This is a genomic window from Mesorhizobium sp. SEMIA396 (assembly GCF_024518615.1).
Lineage (GTDB): Bacteria > Pseudomonadota > Alphaproteobacteria > Rhizobiales > Rhizobiaceae > Mesorhizobium.
In genome coordinates this window covers 238,612-259,069 of the sequence record NZ_JANIFC010000005.1, presented here as the reverse complement: position 1 = coordinate 259,069, position 20,458 = coordinate 238,612, and the positions used below count along the sequence as shown (strand labels likewise).

Annotated in this window: 18 protein-coding genes; 15 read left to right on the top strand and 3 right to left on the bottom strand. The window is 62.6% G+C overall.

Going from position 1 to position 20,458, the window contains the following annotated elements:
- Positions 1-3: 3 nt before the first annotated feature.
- Complete coding sequence (locus NP503_RS15095) at positions 4-363, bottom strand: lysozyme inhibitor LprI family protein (protein WP_127272393.1); 360 nt, start codon at positions 361-363, stop codon at positions 4-6.
- 315 nt (positions 364-678) lie between these two features.
- Positions 679-885 (bottom strand): hypothetical protein, encoded by a 207-nt coding sequence (locus tag NP503_RS15090; RefSeq protein ID WP_127267240.1) that lies wholly within the window; start codon positions 883-885, stop codon positions 679-681.
- 408 nt (positions 886-1,293) lie between these two features.
- Here NP503_RS15090 and NP503_RS15085 point away from each other — a divergent pair, with 408 nt between their 5' ends.
- Complete coding sequence (locus NP503_RS15085) at positions 1,294-3,561, top strand: alginate lyase family protein (protein ID WP_127272392.1); 2,268 nt, start codon at positions 1,294-1,296, stop codon at positions 3,559-3,561.
- Positions 3,562-3,718: 157 nt separating this feature from the next.
- Here NP503_RS15085 and NP503_RS15080 read toward each other — a convergent pair whose 3' ends face one another.
- Positions 3,719-4,873, bottom strand: coding sequence for a dihydrodipicolinate synthase family protein (locus NP503_RS15080; RefSeq protein WP_127267242.1), 1,155 nt, complete (start codon positions 4,871-4,873; stop codon positions 3,719-3,721).
- 240 nt (positions 4,874-5,113) lie between these two features.
- Between NP503_RS15080 and NP503_RS15075 the strand changes: the two genes are divergently transcribed.
- From NP503_RS15075 to NP503_RS15010, 14 genes are all read left to right on the top strand, one after another.
- Complete coding sequence (locus NP503_RS15075; RefSeq protein ID WP_127267243.1) at positions 5,114-6,172, top strand: LacI family DNA-binding transcriptional regulator; 1,059 nt, start codon at positions 5,114-5,116, stop codon at positions 6,170-6,172.
- The gene (locus NP503_RS15070) at positions 6,169-7,770 is read left to right on the top strand and encodes an acyl CoA:acetate/3-ketoacid CoA transferase (RefSeq protein WP_127267244.1); all 1,602 of its coding nucleotides are present in this window, start codon (positions 6,169-6,171) and stop codon (positions 7,768-7,770) included. The genes NP503_RS15075 and NP503_RS15070 overlap by 4 nt, the downstream gene beginning before the upstream one ends.
- Positions 7,763-8,539 (top strand): enoyl-CoA hydratase/isomerase family protein, encoded by a 777-nt coding sequence (locus NP503_RS15065; protein WP_127267245.1) that lies wholly within the window; start codon positions 7,763-7,765, stop codon positions 8,537-8,539. The genes NP503_RS15070 and NP503_RS15065 overlap by 8 nt, the downstream gene beginning before the upstream one ends.
- Before the next feature lie 10 nt (positions 8,540-8,549).
- Positions 8,550-10,061 (top strand): aldehyde dehydrogenase family protein, encoded by a 1,512-nt coding sequence (locus NP503_RS15060; protein ID WP_127277009.1) that lies wholly within the window; start codon positions 8,550-8,552, stop codon positions 10,059-10,061.
- Positions 10,062-10,118: 57 nt separating this feature from the next.
- Complete coding sequence (locus NP503_RS15055) at positions 10,119-11,372, top strand: ABC transporter substrate-binding protein (RefSeq protein ID WP_127267247.1); 1,254 nt, start codon at positions 10,119-10,121, stop codon at positions 11,370-11,372.
- A 102-nt stretch (positions 11,373-11,474) separates the two neighbouring features.
- Positions 11,475-12,431: a carbohydrate ABC transporter permease gene (locus tag NP503_RS15050; RefSeq protein ID WP_127267248.1), complete on the top strand. Its 957-nt coding sequence runs from the start codon at positions 11,475-11,477 to the stop codon at positions 12,429-12,431.
- A complete protein-coding gene (locus tag NP503_RS15045; RefSeq protein WP_127272642.1) occupies positions 12,428-13,372 on the top strand; it encodes a carbohydrate ABC transporter permease in 945 nt (314 codons plus the stop codon). The genes NP503_RS15050 and NP503_RS15045 overlap by 4 nt, the downstream gene beginning before the upstream one ends.
- A gap of 4 nt (positions 13,373-13,376) precedes the next feature.
- On the top strand, positions 13,377-14,492 hold the full coding sequence (locus NP503_RS15040) for an ABC transporter ATP-binding protein (RefSeq protein WP_023810089.1): 1,116 nt from the start codon (positions 13,377-13,379) through the stop codon (positions 14,490-14,492).
- A gap of 88 nt (positions 14,493-14,580) precedes the next feature.
- Positions 14,581-16,083 carry a GMC oxidoreductase gene (locus tag NP503_RS15035; protein ID WP_127269728.1) on the top strand — a complete coding sequence of 501 codons (1,503 nt, stop codon included), beginning with the start codon at positions 14,581-14,583 and terminating at the stop codon, positions 16,081-16,083.
- Positions 16,080-16,343 carry a hypothetical protein gene (locus NP503_RS15030; RefSeq protein WP_127269730.1) on the top strand — a complete coding sequence of 88 codons (264 nt, stop codon included), beginning with the start codon at positions 16,080-16,082 and terminating at the stop codon, positions 16,341-16,343. The genes NP503_RS15035 and NP503_RS15030 overlap by 4 nt, the downstream gene beginning before the upstream one ends.
- Positions 16,340-17,101 (top strand): 3-ketoacyl-ACP reductase, encoded by a 762-nt coding sequence (locus tag NP503_RS15025; protein WP_127269732.1) that lies wholly within the window; start codon positions 16,340-16,342, stop codon positions 17,099-17,101. Before NP503_RS15030 ends, NP503_RS15025 begins: the two co-directional genes overlap by 4 nt.
- Positions 17,102-17,113: 12 nt before the next feature.
- Entirely contained in the window at positions 17,114-18,742 is a 1,629-nt protein-coding gene (locus NP503_RS15020) for a GMC family oxidoreductase (protein WP_127272322.1), read from the top strand.
- A gap of 17 nt (positions 18,743-18,759) precedes the next feature.
- Positions 18,760-19,068: a Dabb family protein gene (locus NP503_RS15015; protein ID WP_127269872.1), complete on the top strand. Its 309-nt coding sequence runs from the start codon at positions 18,760-18,762 to the stop codon at positions 19,066-19,068.
- A gap of 153 nt (positions 19,069-19,221) precedes the next feature.
- Positions 19,222-20,457 carry an MFS transporter gene (locus NP503_RS15010; protein WP_127269874.1) on the top strand — a complete coding sequence of 412 codons (1,236 nt, stop codon included), beginning with the start codon at positions 19,222-19,224 and terminating at the stop codon, positions 20,455-20,457.
- Position 20,458 lies beyond the last annotated feature (1 nt).

Genomic DNA, 20,458 nt, shown 5'->3' with positions numbered 1-20,458 from the left:
AGATCATTCTGATGGCACCGGGCAAGAGAGGTCACCCTCCTGGCAGTTCAGGTAGGCCCTCAACTGCCTGGTGCGAGCCTTGGTCAGTTCAGCTTGACAAGCAGCGGCAACCATCGGCGCCGCGGAGCCACCATCGTCACCGCTGGATTGAAACGTGCATTCGGCGTTGCGGAACGCAATCCACGCTCTCTGCGCTTTCACCAACCGTGCCTTGCCGTCGGAATCATCCGTAAGCCGCTTCTGGATTTGCTTGAAGGTTTGGTTCAACGCCTGATCGGCTCTTTTGAAGTCCGAAGCTGGATCAGCCAGAGCCGCAGTGGCGGCGAACGACAGCATGGCGACGCCAGCAAGTAGAAAACGCATGATTGTATCCCCGGAATGAAAACAACCACAAGTAAGCACGCATGGGGGCAGCCGACAAGCACCGAAAAACCGTATAGTAAGCAAAGGGTTGTCGGGTTCAACAACGCAGGACGGACGAGGCTGGGGCCGTGAGGTGATATGCGGGGAATGGCCGCCACAAGCTGACGTCAAGATTTGCCGTTTCGCCATTGTCGTGGGCGGCGCCGGCGAGTTTCGCAACCCGGTCCTGGCAGACCGGACGCCGGACGCAAACGCCGTCGCGGAAAGCTGTGCGCCCGTCCCGGTGCTGACCGGGACGGGCGACGGGCAATCAGATCATTGCGGCTCTGGATCAGGCGTATTTCCCGGCCTGTCGCCGCCGCCCTTGCCTTCACGGCAAGGCTCGCCGATGCCGCAGCATTTGCCGTTGTAGGTGACGCCGGGCTTCAGCTTGTCGCATTCCCTGGGAGCGGTTGTCTTGCAGCCGGCCAGCACCGAAACGGCGATGGCGGCCAAAAGGACGTTTCTTGAAACAGTAAACATCAGACGTTCTCCTTGATGGACCATGTTTGGACACATCGCTTGGTCGCGCCTCGGGAGAAATTGGTTCACAAGAAAATTGCGATCACCGGCGGAATCTTTTTGCGAGCTTGCCTTCGCGTGAAGGCGCATCGCCGATGCCGGGGCATTTTGCCATGCTATGTGGTTTTCGGATTTGATTTATCGCATTGTCTTGTCGGCGTTGCCTGCAACCTGCCGTGACCGATGCAGCAGAACCGTAACAGGACATTCGCAACATTGCAGGCGAGAGACGTTTTCCATGATTGATCGCGTTGGACAATTCAGGGCTTGGTCGCCTCACACTCAGAAATGGTCCAGGATCGAAGCCGGAATGGTTGGCGAAACTGCGCGCATTCCCGAGGCGGTGATCGGGTCTCCTTGCGTGCCGTCATGAGTTCACAGTCCAGAAGGGAAAAACTGTCGCCTTGGCCGAAGATACATCGCGAACTGAACCGTGTGCGCACGCAATTGCAGTCGCCGTGGTCGACATTGGGCAACGCGCTCATTTCCGCAAAGCAGAACGCTGAATACCGACGCGAACTCGGCAAGCGGATCGAAGCCGCCCGCGAGACTTACACGGCGTCGCCGATCTCGCAGATTGCCGACAGCTTCATGCTCGTCCGGATCATCGGCAATGATCTGGAACCGCGACACCGCAAGGGCCAGTCATTCGACAACGTGCTGTTCATTCTGGACAACGAACCGGTCTTCGACGCCTGCGAAAAATTCTGGATCGTCAATCGGATAGTCGACACCGACGAGGAAGCCCGGATCATCGGCCTGCTCGAAAGCCGCCGCCAGAATTTTCACACAATCCCCTTCGAACTCGATGCGTACCGGAAGATATCCTGGGACGTCGACCAGCTTGTTGCCGGCGACCTCAGATTCTCAGAGAAGGGCCGGGCGAGCGGAAAGTCCGCGCGTTACGAAACGCACATCCGCCGCAGCAAGAACCTCTATGTGATGAACAACAATGGGGCTCGCAACGCCGCGCTCGCGATTGCCCGCGGCAGGGCAAAATGGCTGATGCCCTGGGACGGGAACTGCTACCTGACAGGCTCTGCGTTCCAGCGGATACGGTCCGCGATCGAGAGAAACCCGCACCTTCCCTACGCTGTGGTGCCCATGGCGCGTATTGTCGACAATGCGCTTCTGCTGGACCAGAGCTTCCAGCCGCCGGCCGAGGAAGAGCCGCAGATCATATTTCGAGCCGATACCACGCAACTGTTCGACGAAAACTATGGCTACGGAAGGCGGCCAAAAATCGAGATGCTGTGGCGGTTGGCAGTTCCCGGCCCCTGGGATCGCTACCGCGACGACGCCTGGGATTTTCCACGCCCGGTCCGGGCAGCGGATGCCGGGCTGCTCCAGAAAGCGGGCTGGGTGGCGCGCCTGGATTCAGGACGTTCGCATCTGGAGATCGGCAAGGCCGGCTTCGTCGCGCGTCTGGTCAGCCGCGACCAGGCGATCGTCGATATGGTCGATCAATGTGACGCCAAGGCAGTCGCCGCTCGGCTTGATACCTCCCGCCTGGCTTTCTATGACGAAGACGCCCTCGCCCACGCGGTAAAGGACGGACCCATCCTGCGCTATCTCGAAACCGCGGCCGGTCAGGCACTCGCCCGCGGTCCGTTCAGCGTGCTCGACAAGACTGGCCGAGCCCCCAGCGGGGATCCCCAGGACTATTTTCACCCGGCGCCTTACTGGTGGCCCGACCCCGACAGACCCGATGGCCTGCCCTATATCAGGCTCGATGGCGAACGCGTGCCCGGCACGGCATTGTATGCAGCAGGAAGCGAAACCTACGATCGCACACGCTTACAGCGCGTCTTCGACGACACAACCGTGCTTGCGCTCGCCGCAACCGTGCTTGATGGACGTCATTACGCCGTCCACGCCGCGAGGCTCATTCGCGCATGGTTTGTCGATCCCAAGACAAGAATGAACCCGCATTTGCGCTATGCGCAGGTGCGGTCGGGCCACGACAACAATGAAGGGGCCGGCTACGGCATCATCGAGCTGAAGGATTTCTATTTCTTCCTGGATGCCGTACGCTTGATCGAGCGAACAGGAGTACTGGGCGACGAGGATCGCGAGGCGTTCAGAGCCTGGCTCGGTTCCTACTGTGAATGGCTGGACACCGCGCCGGCAGCCGCGACGGCCTTCTGCAGCAGCAGCAACCAAGGAACGTACTACGATTTGCAGCGGGCATCGATCGCCACATTTCTTGGCGACAGCGCCACCCTGGCCAAGATCAGCCTCTATGCTCGGGAGAGATTGGCGACCCAGATCGCAGCCGACGGCTCCTTGCCCAGGGAACTGTCCCGCACGCGCCCCAGGCACTACGCCATGTTTACCTTGCAAGGCTGGACGTCGCTGGCCCGTGTCATGTCTTCGGTTGGTGACAATCTCTGGCAGCACAAGACAGCCGAGGGACTGGGACTGGTCCAGGCGCTGCACTGGCTTGTTGCGCACGAGAACAAGCGACACACCATGTCGGCCGAAACTGTCGATCCGGATCGGCTTGGGCCGCTGCTTCTCGACCTGACGCATCATGATCCCGCAGGGATGCCACCTGCCGATCTGGGAAGGGCGGCCAAGCCCATATTTCATCCAGACGAGGCAATCGCGCCTTTTTGGCTGTGGCGAAGACGTTAGAGCAGTTCACCGTTTCACGGAAACGGCGACCCGCTCTAACTCCTTGTTTTTAAGCAATTCCGGACGGAAAACCGTTTCACACTTTTCCTGGAATTGCTCTAGGGACGTCCGGCATTCCTGGCCTGTCACGTCGATGATGAGAACCACTTTCCCGAAATCAAACGCCCGCGACGGTGCAAAGGCTCTTCATTCTGGCCACCGCCAGATCGGGATCAGCGAGCAATCCGGCCTGGTCGGCAAGGCGGAACACGTCGGCATAGTGACGGATGCCGCGCGCCGACTGCATGCCGCCGACCATCGCAAAATGGTCCTGATGGCCATTCAGCCAGGCCATGAAGACGATGCCGGCCTTGTAGTACTCGGTCGGCGCCTCGAAGATTTTTCGCGATAGCGGCACGGTCGGCGCCATCAAGGCGTCATAGCCGGCGCGGTCACCCTCCGCCAGTTTCGCCAGCGCTGCATTGGCGACCGGCGCAATCGCGTCGAAAATACCGAGCAGTGCGTGCGAGTGTCTTTTCTCGTCGCCGGCGATCAGTTCGGGATAATTGAAATCGTCGCCAGTGAACATGACGACGCCGTCCGGCAGACGGTTCCTCAGCGCGACCTCCTTGCCGGCATCGAGCAGTGAGATTTTTATCCCCTCGACCTTGCCAAAGTGGCGTTCGATGATGGCAACAACTGTATCGAGAGCAGTCTCGAAATTCTCGCTGCCCCAATAGCCCCTGAGCGCCGGATCGAACATGTCGCCCAGCCAGTGCAGGATGACCTTGCCGGATGCCTGGGACAGGATGCGGTCGTAGACGCTGACATAGTCGTCCGGCCCCTTGGCAACTGCCGCCAGTGCCCGGCTGGCCATCATGATCGCCTTGCCGCCCAAGCCTTCGATGAAAGCGAATTGCCGCTCATAGGCGGTGACCACATCGTCCAGTGTCCTGGCGGCGGCGGGCGCCAGATGGTCGGTCCCGGCACCCGAGGCGAGATCGGCGCCATCGACGGTACGCGCCTCGGCGATCGAACGGCGAATCAATTCCTGCGCGTTTGCCCAGTCGAAACCCATGCCGCGCTGCGACGTGTCCATCGCTTCGGCGATGCGGAATCCCAACCGCCACAGATGGTGACGGAACGTCATCGTCCTGTCCCAGTCGACCACCGGCCTGGACCACGGATCGGTCATGGCAAGCGGATCGGCAACGACGTGCGCGGCGGCATAGGCGATACGCGAAAATCGCGCGCCGATGTCAGGCTGCACCGGTTCGCCGACCAGCGTGTACCGGGTGCTGCCGCCCCCCTCACCAGGCAAGGAAATGTCCATCGATCTCTCCCTTCGCAACGCTACTAGATGGAACGTTCCAATAAATCAAGAACCTTTAAGATTCGAACTCCACGGCAGGAAGAATGCTGCATTGCAACACAAAAGCCTTATGGAGCAAGCCATTTGAGTACGCACGATCGGCATTCGAGACGCGAGAAAAATCCCGATTGACTCACGACCGGAGCAGAGATTAGAACGTTCCAATACTTTTGGACCTGCAGTCGGGGAGGATGCATCTGGATGGCCAACCGGGCCAAGGCGACGATATTCGACATCGCCCGCGAAGCAGGCGTGTCCAAATCGACGGTATCGCTCGTGCTCCAGGGCAGCGGGCTGATCCGGCCCGAAACAGCGAGCAAAGTGCGCAAGGCGATCGAGGATGTCGGTTACGTCTACAACCGGGGCGCCGCCAATCTGCGCAAGGCGCACTCCAATGTCATCGGCATGGTCATCAACGATCTCACCAATCCTTTCTTCGCAGAGCTGGCGGTTGGCATGGAGCGGGTCTTCCAGTCGGCGGGCATCGTGCCGTTCATCGCCAACACGGCGGAAAATCCGGTGCGCCAGGAAGAAGTGCTGAAATCGCTGATGGAGCAAGGCGTCGCCGGCCTCATCGTCTCGCCGGCTCGCGGCACGACGCCGGGCGCCTTCAGGCGGATCGAGACGGCAGGTCTGCCGGTGGTCTTCGCCATGCGCCGGCTTCCCGAGAGCCGTATTCCGGTTATCGCGCCCGACAATCATCGCGGCGCCTATCTCGCCACCGCCCATCTGATCGGCAAGGGACATCGCAGGCTGGTCTTCTTCGGCGGTTCGTCCGACCTGGTGGTCTATCACGATCGGCTTGGCGGATTTCGCGAAGCCTGCGAGACGCAGGGCATCGCCGCCCGCGACGCACTGGTCGTCGAGGGCGAGACCAGCCGCAGAGGGGGTATAGGGTGTCTGGAAACCGCTCTCGCTATGGCTGAACCGCCGACCGCGGCGCTCTGCTTCAACGACGCTGTCGCCTTTGGCGCCATGCTGGCGCTGCGCAAGCGCGGGCTTGAGCCGGGAGTTGATTTCGCCATCGTCGGTTTCGACGATGTAGCCGAGGCCGAGCACTATATGCCGGCGCTGACCAGCGTCGCGGTGGACTCGGCCGGCCTCGGCGAACGCGCCGCCCATGTCATGCTGAAAATGATCCAGTCGCGCACCACGCGGGCCGAGGACCATATCGGCGCGGTCAATCTGGTCGTCAGGGAAAGCTGTGGCCCGGATCGCCGCACCCGAAACAGGACGGCCGGTTCGGGGATCATGAATTGAGCAAGGTCGTTTCGGCAGCGCAGGCAGCGGGCCTGATCAAGGACGGCATGGTCGTCTCCGTGTCGTCGTCGAGCGGTCTCGGCTGTCCGGACGCGGTGCTTGCCGCGATCGGCGAACGCTTCGAGGAGGAAGGCCACCCAAAAAATATCACCACACTTCACCCGATCGCCGCCGGCGACATGTACGGCATCAAAGGCATCGACCATCTGGCCAAGCCCGGCCTGCTGAAGCGTACTTTGTGCGGCTCCTACCCGTCCGGCCCCTCCTCTTCCGAACCGCCGCAGATCTGGAAGATGATCGGCGACAATTCGGTGGCCGCCTACAACGTGCCGTCCGGCATCCTGTTCGACATGCACCGCGAAGCGGCCGCCAAGCGGCCGGGCGTGCTGACCAAGGTCGGCCTCGACACCTTCGCCGACCCGCGCCACCAGGGCTGCGCCATGAACGCCGCCGCAAGCGAGCCGATCGTTTCGGTGCAGCAGTTCGACGGCGAGGAATGGCTCTATTTCCGCTCCATCGTGCCGCAGGTCTCGATCATTCGCGCCACGTCAGCCGACGAGCGCGGCAACCTCACCTACGAGCATGAGGGCGCCTATCTCGGTGGCCTCGAACAGGCGCTCGCCGCCCGTAACAATGGCGGCATCGTTATCGCGCAGGTCAAGCGCGTCGTCGAAAACGGTACGCTGAAACCGCATGACGTGCGCGTGCCGGGCGTCCTGGTCGACCATATCGTCGTCGCGCCCGACCAGTTGCAGACGACGCTGACACCCTATGACCCGGCGATCTCCGGAGAAATCTTCCGGCCGCTGTCGAGCTTCCGCACGCCGGAGATGAACGTCCAGAAAGTGATCGCGCGCCGCGTCGCCATGGAGTTGCGCGACGGCATGGCCGTCAACATCGGCTTCGGCATTTCCGCCAATGTCCCGCGCATCCTTCTCGAGGAAGGACAGCACGGCAAGATTACCTGGGTGATCGAACAGGGCGCGGTCGGCGGCGTGCCGCTGCTCGACTTCAAATTCGGCTGTTCGTCGAACGCCGACGCCTTCATGCCCTCGCCGCACCAGTTCATTTATTTCCAGGCGGGCGGCTTCGACGCCTCGCTATTGTCCTTCCTGCAGATCGACCGCCATGGCTCGGTCAATGTCTCGAAGCTTTCGGCGCGCCCGCATGTCACGGCTGGTGCCGGCGGCTTTGTCGACATCACCGCGCGGGCGAAGAAGATCGTGTTTTCCGGCTTCTTCAACGCCGGGGCAAAACTCTCATTGGCCGATGGCGGCATCCGCATCGATCAGGAGGGCAAGGTCAAGAAGGTGGTCAACGAAGTCGAGCACATCTCGTTTTCGGGCAAGCGCGCAGTCGCGCAGGGACAGGACATCACCTATGTCACCGAACGCTGCGTGATGAGGCTGACGCCGGAGGGCCTGGTCGTCACAGAACTCGCACCCGGCATCGATCTGCAGCGCGATGTGCTGGCGCAGTCGGAAATTCCGTTGGGCATTGCCAAGAACCTCAAGACGACACCGGCAGCCCTCTATCAGGAGCAACCGATAGGCCTGTCGCTGAATGGCGGCGCCTCGCTTGGAGGCGCGCATGGCTGAGCACCTCGTCACCTTTGAAACCGACGGCGCCATCGGCGTCGTCACGCTGCGCCGGCCGGAGAAATTCAACGCGCTGGACATTCCGATGCTGCGCGCGTTGGAGACGGCGCTTGACGCGGCCGAGATGGCCGAGGGCGTCCGCGTCGTGCTGCTGCGCGGCGAGGGCAAGGGATTTTGCGCCGGTGGCGATGTTGAAGCGTGGGCGCGGATGAGTGCCGCCGATTTCCAGGTGCAATGGGTACGCTACGGCCACCGCGTCTTCGACCGGCTGGCGCGGCTCAGGCAGCCGACCATCGCCGTTTTGTCGGGCCATGCACTGGGCGGCGGGCTCGAACTGGCTGTGGCTTGCGACTTCCGCGTGGCCGAAACACAGGTAAAATTGGGCTTCCCCGAAACCTCGATCGGCGTCGTTCCGGGCTGGTCCGGCACGCAGCGCGCCGTGCGCCGCTTCGGCGCGCAGACGGTGCGGCGCATGGCGCTGGGCGGCGAGATCTTTCTCGCCCCTGAAGCACTGGCCTTGGGCATTGTCGATCGGGTGGTCGAGACCGGCAAGGCGCTGGCTAATGCACAGGCGTGGGCGGAAAAGATCGCCGAGCGCGGGCCACTGGCGACGGAAGCCGCCAAGCTGATGATCGCGGTCGCCGAAGGCGAGGAAAGTGCCGCCGCCACCGAAGCGCTGGCCAGCGGCTTCATCGCCCTGACCGGAGATCTCAAGGCCGGCGTCGATGCCTTCAAGGCCAAGCAGAAGCCGGCCTTTTCGAGATCCTAGAGGAAAACAGATGAACGCCCCACTCAAGATCGCCATGCCGGCCGAGGCGGCTGCGGCACCGAAAGCCTACAGGCTGCTGATCGACGGCAAGCATGTCGATGCCCGCGACGGCCGCACGATTGCTCGAAATAGTCCCGGCCACGGCTTCACCGTCTCGCACTACGCACAGGCCGGCGAGGCCGAAGTGGAAGCCGCTGTGCAGGCCGCCCACAAGGCGTTCGAGACCGGTCCATGGCCGCGCATGAGGGCAGCTGAGCGTGCCGCGATCCTGCTCAAGGCGGCTGACCTGATCGAGGCGCGGCTTGAAGACATCGCCCGGCTCGACGCGCTGGAATCGGGCAAGCCGATCGCCCAGGCGCGCGGCGAGATCGGCGGCGCCGTTGACATCTGGCGCTATGCCGCCTCGCTTGCCCGCACGTTGCATGGTGAATCCTACGCCAATCTCGGCGATGCCATGCTGGGCGTCGTCCTGCGCGAGCCGATCGGCGTCGTCTCGATCATCACTCCATGGAATTTCCCGTTCCTGATCGTCAGCCAGAAACTGCCCTTCGCGCTCGCCGCCGGCTGCACGGCGGTGGTCAAGCCTAGCGAAATGACCTCGGCGTCGACCTTCGTGCTCGGCGATATCCTGATGCAGGCCGGCCTGCCCGCCGGCGTAGTCAACATCCTCGCCGGCTTTGGTGCCGACGTCGGCGCGCCGATGGTCAGTCATCCCCTGGTCGAGATGGTGTCGTTCACCGGCTCCACCCGCGTCGGCAAGATGACGATGGCCTCGGCCGCGCAGTCGCTGAAGAAAGTCTCGATGGAACTCGGCGGCAAGAACGGCCAGATCGTCTTCCCCGACGCCGACCTCGAAGCGGCCGCCGATGCGGCGGTGTTCGGCGGCTTCTTCAATGCCGGCGAGTGCTGCAATGCCGGCAGCCGGCTGATCGTTCACGAGGCGATCGCCGACGATTTTCTCAGCACCGTCAAGGCGCTTGCCGCCAGGGTCACGGTCGGCGATCCGCTCGATGACCAAACCAAGGTCGGCGCGATGATCTCGTCCGACCATCTGAAGAAGGTGGCCGGCTATGTTTCTGCCGCTGAAGGCGACGGCAGCCAGGTTTACAGCGGAGGCAAGCAATTGGCCTCCAATGTCGGCCAATATCTTGATCCCACCATCATCCGCGGCGTTACCGAGGAGATGGCCATAGCGCGCGAGGAAGTGTTCGGTCCGGTGCTCTCGGTGCTGACTTTTGAATCGATTGAAAAGGCGTTGCACATCGCCAACAACACGCCCTATGGTTTGTCGGCGGGCGTGTGGAGCGCCAGCATCGACACTTGCATGTCGGTCGCGCGTGGAGTGCGTTCGGGAACCGTTTGGGTGAACACATTCATGGAAGGTTATCCCGAGCTGCCTTTCGGAGGCTACAAGCAGTCCGGTCTCGGACGCGAACTCGGCAAACGCGCCGTCGAGGACTATACCGAGGAAAAGACAATTCAGTTTCATCGCGGCCAGCGCACCGGATGGTGGGTCGGCTGAGTTGAGAAGAACCCGGTGGGCTTCACCGGTCGTGTAATGCAACAAGGGAGGAAGTACATGTTGCGCAAACTGCTTATCGGAACGGCTCTCGCGTCGGGCCTGGCTTTCGCGGCCCACGCCGAGGACGTCAAGGAAGTGCAGATGCTGCATTGGTGGACGTCGGGCGGCGAAGCGGCTGCTCTCAACGTCCTTAAAGGCGATCTGGCCAAGGAAGGCTATGCCTGGAAGGACGTGCCGGTGGCCGGCGGCGGCGGCGATGCCGCCATGACCGCGCTGAAGGCGATGGTCGCGGCCGGCAATTATCCGACCGCCTCGCAGATGCTCGGCTATACCGTGCTCGACTACGCCGCTGCCGGCGTCATGGGCGACCTGACCGAAACGGCGAAGAAGGAAGGCTGGGACAAGTCCGTTCCGGCGGCCCTGCAGAAGTTCTCGGTCTATGACGGCAAGTGGGTCGCGGCGCCGGTCAACGTTCACTCGGTCAACTGGCTGTGGATCAACAAGGCCGTCCTGGACAAGATCGGCGGCACCGAGCCGAAGACCTTCGACGACTTCGTTGCCCTGCTCGACAAGGCCAAGGCGGCAGGCGTGATCCCGCTCGCTCTCGGCGGCCAGAACTGGCAGGAAGCCACCATGTTCGACTCCGTCGTGCTGTCGACTGGCGGACCCGAGTTCTACAAGAAGGCCTTCAACGACCTCGATGACGAATCGCTGAAGTCCGACACGATGAAGAAGTCGTTCGACAATTTGGCCAAGCTCGTCACCTATGTCGACCCCAACTTCTCCGGCCGCGACTGGAACCTTGCCACCGCCATGGTCATCAAGGGCGACGCCCTGGTGCAGGTCATGGGTGACTGGGCCAAGGGCGAGTTCAACGCCGCCAAGAAAACGCCGGGCACCGACTTCCTTTGCTATCGCTTCCCGGGCACCGACGGCTCGGTGATCTACAACTCCGACATGTTCGGCATGTTCAACGTTCCGGACGACCGCAAGGCCGCCCAGGTCGCGCTGGCCACCGCCACCCTGTCGAAGAGCTTCCAGTCGGCCTTCAACGTCGTCAAGGGTTCGGTTCCGGCCCGTACCGACGTTCCGGACACCGACTTCGACGCTTGCGGCAAGAAGGGCATCGCCGATCTGAAGGCGGCCAACGAAGGCGGCACGCTGTTCGGCTCGCTGGCCCAGGGCTATGGCGCGCCTCCGGCGGTCGCCAATGCCTATAAGGATGTCGTCTCCAAATTCGTCCATGGTCAGATCAAGACCTCGGACGAGGCCGTGACCGAGCTGGTCAAGGCAATCGACGACGCCAAGTAAGCGCCACGCGCCAAAAACCCTTCCCCGCTCCGGCGGGGAAGGCCCAGATCCGCGAACTTGGATCCGCGAAGCTGGTTGGCCGCGAGTCGACGGGAGGAGCCCATGAGCACGGTAGCGACAAGCCAGATCAAGCTGACGCCGGAGCATGCGCGGCCACGCGCCTCGGTGCGCTCACGCCTGCAGGACGCATTGCCGAAGATCGTGCTGGCGCCCAGCTTCGCCATCACCATCGTCTTCGTCTACGGCTTCATCCTGTGGACGATCTATCTGTCCTTCACCAATTCCAAGACCTTCCCGTCCTATGTCCTGACCGGCTCGCGCGCCTATCAGCGGCTGTGGGGCTGGACCTTCGACACCGACCCGCCGTCGAGCTGGTACACGTCGATCACCAATATGGGTATTTTCGGCTTTCTCTACATCGCCATCTGCCTAGCGCTCGGCCTGTTCCTGGCCATCCTGCTCGACCAGAAGATCCGCGGCGAAGGCATGTTGAGGCCGATCTATCTCTACCCGATGGCGCTGTCCTTCATCGTCACCGGCGTCGCCTGGAAATGGTTTCTCGATCCCGGCCTCGGCCTCGAGCAGACCTTGCATCAATGGGGCTGGACGAGCTTCCATTTCGACTGGATCAAGAACAAGGATTTCGTCATCTACACGGTGGTCATTGCCGGCGTCTGGCAGGCCTCCGGCTTCATCATGGCGATGTTCCTGGCCGGCCTGCGCGGCATCGACGGCGAGATCATGAAGGCGGCGCAGATCGACGGCGCCACCACCTTCCAGCTCTACCGCCGCATCGTCATCCCGCTGCTGCGGCCGATCTTCCTGTCGGCTTTCATCGTGCTCGCGCATCTCGCCATCAAGTCCTACGATCTCGTGGTCGCACTGACCAGCGGCGGGCCCGGTGGATCGGCCTGGCTGCCGTCCAACTTCATGTATGAGTACACGTTCAAGCGCAACGAAATGGCCGTCGGCTCGGCCAGTGCGGTGATCATGCTGATGACCATCGTCGCAATCATCGTGCCCTATCTCTATTCGGAACTGCGGGAGAAGCCGCGATGAGCGCCTTCACCACTCCCGCCCGCCAGGCCTCCGGCGGCGTCAACGCCAGGGTCATCAACCGCATCGTCATCTACGGGCTGCTGGCGCTGTTTGCGCTATTTTATCTGATGCCGCTGTTCGTCATGCTGGTGACCTCGTTCAAGACCATGGACGAGATCCAGAACGGCAACATGCTGGCGCTGCCCAGGGCACCGACCTTCGATCCCTGGCTGAAGGCCTGGGGCGAGACCTGCGTCGGCCTCACCTGCGCCGGCATCAAGGGCTATTTCTGGAACTCCATCAAGATGGTGGTCCCGGCTGTGCTGATCTCGACGATGCTCGGCGCGCTCAACGGCTACGTGCTGACCAAATGGCGTTTCCGCGGCGCAACGCTGGTGTTCGGGCTGATGCTGTTCGCCTGCTTCATTCCGTTCCAGTCGGTGCTGCTGCCGATGGCGACCATCCTCGGCAGCCTCGGCCGCTTCGGCGTCACGCTGCAGAATGCAACGGGAACCAGCTTTGGGCTCGGCAATCCGACCGTCAATCTGGTTTTCGTCCACGTCGTCTACGGCATCGGCTTCACCACGCTGTTCTTCCGCAACTACTACGAGGCGTTCCCCACCGAACTGGTCAAGGCGGCACAGGTCGACGGCGCATCCTTCTTCCAGATCTTCCGCCGCATCATGCTGCCGAACTCGATGCCGATCTTCGTCGTCACCGTTATCTATCAGTTCACCAACATCTGGAACGACTTCCTGTTCGCCTCGGCTTACGCCGGCACTGGCGACGCGATGCCTATGACGGTGGCGCTCAACAACGTCGTCAACACGTCGACCGGCGTCGTCGAATACAACGTCAACATGGCCGCCGCGATGATCGCGGCACTGCCCACCCTTCTCGTCTATGTGCTCGCCGGCCGCTATTTCGTGCGCGGTCTGATGGCGGGCGCCGTCAAAGGATAATCCGATGGCTTTTCTGGAAATTGATGGTTTGAGGAAGCGCTTCGGCCAGGTCGAGATCCTGAAGGGGATCGATGTCGAGCTCGAGAAAGGCGGCTTCCTGGTGCTGGTCGGCCCTTCCGGCTGCGGCAAGTCGACCTTGCTCAACACCATCGCCGGCCTGGAGACGATCACCTCGGGCGAAATCCGGGTCGACGGCCGCACCATCAACGATCTGCATCCTTCCAAGCGCGACATCGCCATGGTTTTCCAGAGCTACGCGCTCTACCCCAACATGACGGTGGCCGGAAACATCTCCTTCGGCATGGAGATGCGCGGCGTGCCGGCGGCGGAGCGCCAGAAGGCCATCGACAAGGTGGCCAAGGTGCTGCAGATCGGCCACCTCTTGCAGCGCAAGCCGAGCCAGCTTTCCGGCGGCCAGCGCCAGCGCGTCGCCATGGGCCGGGCGCTGGTGCGCGACCCAAAACTGTTCCTGTTCGACGAGCCCTTGTCCAACCTCGACGCCAAGCTGCGTGTTGACATGCGCATCGAAATCAAGCGCCTGCATGCCACCACCGGCACCACCATCGTCTACGTCACACACGACCAGATCGAGGCGATGACGCTGGCCACCAAGATCGCGGTCATGCGCGATGGCGAGGTGCAGCAGTTCGGTACGCCGGCCGAAATTTACAACAACCCGAGCAATCTCTTCGTCGCCGATTTCATGGGCTCGCCGGCGATGAACCTGATCCCGGCGACGATCGGCACGTCAGGCAACGCGCTGTCCGTCGTGCTGCAGCGCGAAGCACGAGAGCCGATCTCGCTGCCGATGGCCAATGCACCGGCCGGCCTGTCGGCATTCCAGGGCAAACCGATCATCTTCGGTGTCCGCCCCGAAGCCCTGACCGATCCGGAAGGTGCCGAGCGCAACGCCTCGCACATCGCAACCGCCGACTGTCACATCGAGGTCGTCGAACCGGCCGGCTCGGACACTTTCGCCGTCACCAATCTCGGCGGCAAGGGCGTGGTGGCGCGGCTGCGCGCCGACGCCAACATCCAGCCGGGCACCAACACGCCGCTTGCCTTCAACCTGACCAAGGCGGTGTTCTTCGACCCGGCGACCGAGACCCGTATTCGCTAATGTATGTCGCCCAAAAGTGGATCCGGTTTTGGGGCAACGACATGCATCAAAACAAAAAACTAAAGCGCGTCGGGACGCGATTTAGGCCATGACAAATCCGGACATCGTCATCATCGGCTCCGGCATCGGCGGCGCTACGATCGCTTCCGGCCTTGCCGGCAGCGGCGCCTCGATCCTGATGCTGGAGCGCGGCGAGCCGTTGCCGGCGACGCCGCACGCGCGCGACACGCGCTCGATCTTCGTCGACGGCCATTACAGGCCGAAGGAGATGTGGCGTGAGGCCGGCGGCGCCGCCTTCAACCCCGGCAATTATTACTATGTCGGCGGCAATTCGAAGTTCTACGGCGCGGTGCTGATCCGCTACCGCAAGGAGGACTTTGCGGCCATGGAGCATTTCGGCGGAGTCTCTCCGGCATGGCCGTTCACCTATGACGAATTCGAGCCCTGGTATTCGAAAGCCGAACAGCTGTTTCGCGTGCGCGGTGCACTGGGCGAGGATCCGACCGAGCCGTTCCATTCGATCCCCTACGCCTACAAGCCGGTGCCCGACGAGGCACCGATCGCCCGCGCCCGCGCCGAGCTGAAAAACCTTGGCCTGCATCCGGCCTCGCTGCCGCTCGGTGTCGACATCGACACCTGGCTGAAGGAGGGCAAGACCGGCTGGGATGCTTTCCCGAACACCGGCCAAGGCAAGGTCGACGCACAAACGGGACCGCTGACGGCGGCCCTCACCGACCAGAACATCAAGCTCGAAACCGGCGCCTACGTCGAATATCTCGAAGCCTCGCCAGACGGCACGACGATATCAGCCATTCACTACCGGCAGAATGGCGAGCTGAAGAAAGTATCACCGAAGCTGGTCATCCTCTCGGCCGGCGCGGTCAACTCCGCTGTCATCCTGCTGCGCTCGCCCACATCGGATGGCAAAGGCCTAGCCAACCGCGCCGACCAGGTCGGCCGCAATTTCATGAACCACAATTCCAGCGCCATGCTGGCGATCGACCCGCGCCGTCGCAACGATGCCGTCTACCAGAAGACCTTGATGCTGAACGACTATTACCTGTCCGACGGCAAGGGCGGCAAGCCGCTGGGGAACGTCCAGTTGCTCGGCAAGATCGACGGCAACATGCTGCGGGCCAATGTCAAATACACGCCGGGATTCGCGCTCGATTTCATGGCCGGCCACGCCGTCGACTGGTACCTGATGTGCGAGGATCTGCCCGATCCGGAAAGCCGCATCATGGTCGACGGCAAGGACATCGTCATGCAATGGCGGCGCTCCAACATGCGGTCGCTCGACGGGCTGACCAAGGTGATGCGCGAAAATTTCCGCGCCTGCGGTTATCCCATCGTTCTGTCGCGCCCCTTCGACAAGCGCACGCCGTCGCACCAATGCGGCACGATAAAGATGGGCGACGATCCGGCGACGGCGGCGCTCGACCCTTACTGCCGCTCCTTCGACCACCGGAACCTCTTCGTCGTCGACGGAAGCTTCTTGCCCAATTCGGCCGCCGTGAACCCGGCGCTGTCGATCGCCGCCCAGGCAATGCGCGTTGCCGATCACATCCGCAAGGTGGAGCTTACGGCATGATCGGTTTGCGCCGCCCCTCATCCGCCTGCCGGCACCTTCTCCCCGTAAACGGGGAGAAGAAAGCTGGTCGCAACCTCGGCGATCCTTTGGCGATTGGCGAGAACGGCGGCGCGAGCGTCCTTCTCCCCGTCACTATACGGGGGGTTGAGGAGTGGTCCGCGCAGCGGACGAAAAGCCAACTGCTTGGCTTTTCGAACGACGAACGCTCCGGCAGGGCGATGAGGGGCGGCGCTGACATCCGCAAGGCTAGCTTCCAATGACCCGCCCCTCCGCCATCGTCACCGGCGGCGCGCGGGGCATTGGCCTTGCCTGTGCCCAGGCGCTGGCGGATGGCGGCTACGATATTCTGGTCGCCGACCTTGCCGAAACAGCCGCTGACGGACTTGCCGCCGACATCACCAAGCGTGGCGCGAAATTTGCCTACATCCAGTGCGACATCGCCGATCTCGCCAGCCACACCGCACTTGTCGATGCCGCGATGCGCGCCTTCGACCGTATCGATTGCCTGGTCAACAATGCCGGCGTCGGCGCCGTGGTGCGCGGTGACCTCTTGGACCTCAAGCCGGAGAATTTCGACCGCACGCTCGGCATCAATCTGCGCGGCACTGTGTTCCTCAGCCAGGCCGTGGCCAAGGCGATGCTCGCCGCGCCAGGCGATCCCCCGAAATCAATCATCACCATCACCTCGGTCAGCGCCGAAATGGCATCGCCGGAGCGGCCGGACTACTGCATCTCGAAAGCCGCACTTTCGATGTGGGTGAAGAACCTGGCGCTGCGGTTGGCTCCCGAAAACATAGGCGTGTTCGAGGTGCGGCCCGGCATCATCCGCACCGACATGACCTCAGGCGTGACCGCCAAATACGACGCCCTCATCGACGGTGGTCTGGTGCCGGCAAAGCGCTGGGGCGAAGCATCGGATATCGGTGCGGTGGTGGCAACGCTCGCCGGTGGCAAGCTCGGCTTTTCGACCGGCTCGATCATCAATGTCGACGGTGCGCTCTCCGTGGCGCGACTGTAAATGGATGGTTTCATGACCGACTACATCATCGTGGGCGCCGGGCCGGCCGGCTGCGTTCTGGCCAACCGGCTGAGCGAGGATCCGGGCAACTCGGTCTTGCTGCTCGAAGCTGGCGGCAAGGACTGGCATCCCTATATCCACATGCCGGCGGGCTTCGCCAAGATGACGAAGGGGATCGCCTCCTGGGGCTGGTCGACCGTGCCGCAGAGAAACATGAAGGACCGCGTCTTCTGGTACACGCAGGCCAAGGTGGTCGGCGGCGGCTCGTCCATCAACGCCCAGATCTACACGCGCGGCAACGCCCGCGATTACGACGCCTGGGAGAAGGAAGAGGGCCTCGCCGGCTGGGGCTATCGCGATGTGTTGCCCTATTTCAAACGCGCTGAGAACAACCAGCGCTACGCCAACGATTTTCACGGCGACCAGGGGCCGCTCGGCGTCTCGAACCCGATTGCGCCGCTGCCGATCTGCGAAGCCTATTTCCGTGCCGGCCAGGAGATGGGCATCCCCTTCAACCCGGACTTCAACGGCGCTGCCCAAGAAGGCGTCGGCTACTACCAGCTGACCCAGAAGGATGCCCGGCGCTCGTCCGCTTCAGTCGCCTATTTGAAGCCGATCCGCGCCCGCAAGAACCTGACCGTCCGAACCGATGTGCTGGTGACGCGCATCGTCGTCGAGAAGGGCCGCGCCATCGGCGTCGAATTGGTCGACAGGCCAGGCGGCGAGAAGAAAATCCTGCACGCCGAGCGCGAGGTGATCGTCTCGTCCGGCGCCATCGGCTCGCCGAAACTCCTGATGCAGTCGGGCATCGGCCCCGCGGACCATCTGAAGTCGGTCGGCGTCACGCCGGTGCATGACCTGCCCGGCGTCGGCTCCAACATGCAGGACCATCTCGATCTGTTCGTCATCGCCGAATGCACCGGCGATCACACCTATGACAACTACGCCAAGCTGCACCGCACGGCCTGGGCCGGCCTGCAATATCTGCTGCTGAAGAAGGGGCCGGTGGCCTCCAGCCTGTTCGAGACCGGCGGCTTCTGGTACGCCGACCCGACAGCCGCCTCGCCCGACATCCAGTTTCATCTCGGCTTGGGCTCCGGCATCGAAGCCGGCGTCGAGAAGCTGAAAAACCCCGGCGTCACCCTGAACTCGGCTTTCCTGCGGCCGCGCTCGCGCGGCACCGTGCGGCTGAAGAGCGCCGACCCGGCCGACCATCCGCTGATTGATCCGAACTACTGGTCCGATCCCTATGACCGCGCCATGTCGATCAAGGGGCTGCGGCTGGCCCGCGAGATCATGCGGCAGAAGGCGCTTGCCCCTTACGTGCTGCGCGAGGTGCTGCCCGGCCCGTCGCTCGCCAGCGACGACGAGCTGTTCGACTATGCCTGCCGCAGTTCCAAGACCGACCACCATCCGGTCGGCACCTGCCGCATGGGCCATGATGATATGGCTGTCGTGACGCCGGATCTGCGGCTGCGCGGTATCGAGGGCCTGCGCGTCTGCGATGCCTCGGTGATGCCGCGCGTGCCTTCATCCAACACCAATGCGCCGACCATCATGGTCGGTGAAAAGGGCGCCGACCTGGTCCTTGGCCGCGAGCCGCTGCCGCCGGCGGTGTTTTCCGGAAACCGGGCTGCTTAGCCACTGAGGGGTAAGATATGATCAGGCACTGTGTTTTCGCTAGATTCCGCAATGATGTCGCCACCACCGAGCGCATGGCGATCCATTCCGATCTCGAGGCGCTTCGACAGGTGATCGACGGCATGGACGCCGTAAAATTAAGCGCCAATGTCAGCCCGGAGCCGTTCGCACGCGGCTTCACCCACGGCTTCACCATCGATTTCCGCGATGCTGCCGCGCGCGATGCCTATCTTGTGCATGAAGCGCACCAGCGCGCCGGCGCGCGCCTGGTTGCTGCCCTGGAAGGCGGCACGGACGGACTGCTGGTGTTTGATCTCGAAATCTAGACCTCACCCTCAAGCCACGATCGAGTTCATCGACAGATGGCACCGGTCGCTCTCATCGCACCTTCCGCCATTCCAGCTGGCGTTCGATCAAATGAGCCACGCGAAAACGTGACCACCGGTCTTCCCTGAACTGGCCGATAATTCCCCCCATCGATGATGATGGAGGAAGATTTGCCCCTTAATTCGCAGCAGAAGAAGACCGTCCTCGCCTCATTCCTGGGCTGGACGCTCGATGCTTTCGATTTCTTCCTTCTGACATTCCTGCTCACCGATATCGCGACCGAATTCCACGCCGACGTGCCCGCAGTCTCCAAGGCGCTATTCCTGACCTTGGCGACACGCTTCATCGGCGCGTTCTTCTTCGGCATGCTTGCCGACAAATATGGGCGCAAGCCCATCCTCATGCTCAACATCGTCAGCTATTCGGTGATCGGCGCGCTGGCCGCCTTCTCGCCCAATCTTGGCATTTTCCTGGCGCTGCGCGCGCTGTTCGGTATCGCCATGGGCGGCGAATGGGGACTGGGCAGTTCGCTGGCCATGGAATCCATTCCGCCGAGCGCACGCGGCATGGTCTCCGGCATCCTGCAATGCGGCTATCCGGCCGGCTATCTGCTGGCGGCGGTGGTCTATGGCCTGCTCTATCAGCAGACGATCGGCGGCTACACGATCGGCTGGCGCGCCATGTTCCTGCTCAGCTTCGTGCCGGCGCTGATCGTGCTCTTCATCCGATCGCATGTGCCGGAATCGCCGGCCTTCGTCGAAGCGCAGAAGACCGCGAGACCGGGCATGTGGGAAACGCTGCAGAAGCACTGGGGCGTCGCGCTCTATGCCGTCGTCCTGATGATGTTCTTCAATTTCTTGAGTCATGGCACGCAGGACCTCTACCCTACCTTCCTGAAGAAGCAGCACGGCTTCGATCCGCATACGGTGAGCTGGATCACCATCGTCGCCAATATCGGCGCCATCGTCGGCGGCCTGGCTTTCGGCGCGCTGTCGGAGAAGATCGGCCGCGTCAACGCCATCACGCTGGCATGCCTGATCGCCTTGCCATCCATCCCGCTATGGGCCTACTCGACCACGCCGTTCATGCTCGCCATCGGCGCCTTCGTCATGCAGGTCGCGGTCCAGGGTGCCTGGGGCGTCATCCCCGTGCACCTCAACGAGCTTTCGCCCGGCGCGGTGCGGGCGACCTTGCCCGGCTTTATTTATCAGGCGGGCAATCTCGCCGCGTCCTATGGCGGCCCCTATCAGGCGGGAATCGCGGAAAGCGCCGGAGGCAGCTATGGCTATGCCCTGGCGCTGTTCGCAGGCGTGGTCGCCGTCTGCATCATCGTCGTCATCCGTTTCAGCCCGGAACGACGTGGCCAGGTGATGACCGTCCTGACCTGAG

Excerpts from the sequence above, each read along its gene's own strand:
- NP503_RS15095 (WP_127272393.1), bottom strand. The coding sequence starts at position 363 with ATGCGTTTTCTACTTGCTGGCGTCGCCATGCTGTCGTTCGCCGCCACT.
- NP503_RS15090 (WP_127267240.1), bottom strand. The coding sequence starts at position 885 with ATGTTTACTGTTTCAAGAAACGTCCTTTTGGCCGCCATCGCCGTTTCG.
- NP503_RS15085 (WP_127272392.1), top strand. The coding sequence starts at position 1,294 with ATGAGTTCACAGTCCAGAAGGGAAAAACTGTCGCCTTGGCCGAAGATA.
- NP503_RS15080 (WP_127267242.1), bottom strand. The coding sequence starts at position 4,873 with ATGGACATTTCCTTGCCTGGTGAGGGGGGCGGCAGCACCCGGTACACG.
- NP503_RS15075 (WP_127267243.1), top strand. The coding sequence starts at position 5,114 with ATGGCCAACCGGGCCAAGGCGACGATATTCGACATCGCCCGCGAAGCA.
- NP503_RS15065 (WP_127267245.1), top strand. The coding sequence starts at position 7,763 with ATGGCTGAGCACCTCGTCACCTTTGAAACCGACGGCGCCATCGGCGTC.
- NP503_RS15060 (WP_127277009.1), top strand. The coding sequence starts at position 8,550 with ATGAACGCCCCACTCAAGATCGCCATGCCGGCCGAGGCGGCTGCGGCA.
- NP503_RS15055 (WP_127267247.1), top strand. The coding sequence starts at position 10,119 with ATGTTGCGCAAACTGCTTATCGGAACGGCTCTCGCGTCGGGCCTGGCT.
- NP503_RS15050 (WP_127267248.1), top strand. The coding sequence starts at position 11,475 with ATGAGCACGGTAGCGACAAGCCAGATCAAGCTGACGCCGGAGCATGCG.
- NP503_RS15045 (WP_127272642.1), top strand. The coding sequence starts at position 12,428 with ATGAGCGCCTTCACCACTCCCGCCCGCCAGGCCTCCGGCGGCGTCAAC.
- NP503_RS15040 (WP_023810089.1), top strand. The coding sequence starts at position 13,377 with ATGGCTTTTCTGGAAATTGATGGTTTGAGGAAGCGCTTCGGCCAGGTC.
- NP503_RS15035 (WP_127269728.1), top strand. The coding sequence starts at position 14,581 with ATGACAAATCCGGACATCGTCATCATCGGCTCCGGCATCGGCGGCGCT.
- NP503_RS15030 (WP_127269730.1), top strand. The coding sequence starts at position 16,080 with ATGATCGGTTTGCGCCGCCCCTCATCCGCCTGCCGGCACCTTCTCCCC.
- NP503_RS15025 (WP_127269732.1), top strand. The coding sequence starts at position 16,340 with ATGACCCGCCCCTCCGCCATCGTCACCGGCGGCGCGCGGGGCATTGGC.
- NP503_RS15020 (WP_127272322.1), top strand. The coding sequence starts at position 17,114 with ATGACCGACTACATCATCGTGGGCGCCGGGCCGGCCGGCTGCGTTCTG.
- NP503_RS15015 (WP_127269872.1), top strand. The coding sequence starts at position 18,760 with ATGATCAGGCACTGTGTTTTCGCTAGATTCCGCAATGATGTCGCCACC.
- NP503_RS15010 (WP_127269874.1), top strand. The coding sequence starts at position 19,222 with ATGATGATGGAGGAAGATTTGCCCCTTAATTCGCAGCAGAAGAAGACC.